General features: G+C 66.9%; 1 protein-coding gene. It reads right to left on the bottom strand.

Annotated elements, in window-relative coordinates; all coding sequences use genetic code 11:
* Nucleotides 1-1,025, bottom strand: a 1,025-nt coding sequence (locus tag NRB56_RS38110; RefSeq protein WP_153349240.1) for an amino acid adenylation domain-containing protein, incomplete at both ends; no start/stop codon positions are given.

The following is a 1,025-nucleotide window of genomic DNA, read 5'->3' as shown; positions in this document are numbered from 1 at the left end:
ACCTGGAAGTCGGTGCGGCCGATGTACTCGATCGCGCCGGTATCGTTCCAGCGCACCAGGTCTCCGGTGCGATACATGCGTTGCCCGGTGTCGGAGAACGGGTTCGCGACGAACCGGTCCGAGGTCAGGTCCGGGCGGCCGCGATACCCGCGGGCCAGCTGCCGGCCCGCCAGATACAACTCACCCGGCGCGCCGATCGCGGCCGGCCGCAACCGCGAATCCAGCACGTAGACATCGACATTCCATTCCGGCACACCGATCGGCACCGTCACCGTGTCCGCGGCTGTCGCTTCCCAGTAGGTCACCGACACCGCGGCCTCGGTCGGCCCGTACAGGTTGTGCAGCCCGGCGGTGGAGAGCGCCCGGAACGCGGCCGCGGTCTCCGGTGGCAGTGCCTCACCGATGACGAACACCGCACGCAGCGAACCACATTGCGCGATCGTGGCGTGCGCGGTGAACACCGTCAGCATCGACGGCACGAAGTCGGTGACCGTGACCTGATACCGGTCGATCATGTCCGCGACATACAACGGGTCACGATGCCCGTCCGGATCCGCGATCACCAAAGTCGCGCCCGCCAGCAGGGGCAGGAAATACCCCCACAGCGACACGTCGAAGGTCGTCGCGGTCTTCTGCAGATACACGTCACCGGTGGTGAACGCGTACTGGTCGAGCATCCACAACTGCTGGTTCACGATCGCGTGATGGGTGACCGCGACACCCTTGGGCCGGCCGGTGGACCCGGAGGTGTAGATGACATACGCGGTGTGGTCCGGCCGCAACGGCGCGACCCGGTCCGCGTCGGTGACCGGCGCCTCGGAGAAACCCGACACATCCAAGGTGTCGATGTCCACCCGCCGCACGGTCACCGGCAGTTCCAGCCCGTCACCACTGACGGTGAGCACACACACCGGATCGGCGCTGTCGAGAATGTAGGCGGTGCGCTCGACCGGGTGATCCGGATCGATCGGCACATACGCGCCACCGGCCCGCAACACCGCGTGCATACCGATCACCAGGTCCAG

Source organism: Nocardia aurantia (assembly GCF_009604425.1).
Lineage (GTDB): Bacteria > Actinomycetota > Actinomycetes > Mycobacteriales > Mycobacteriaceae > Nocardia > Nocardia aurantia.
Note: the sequence above shows the minus strand (reverse complement) of the source record. Positions and strands in the feature narration are given on the sequence as shown.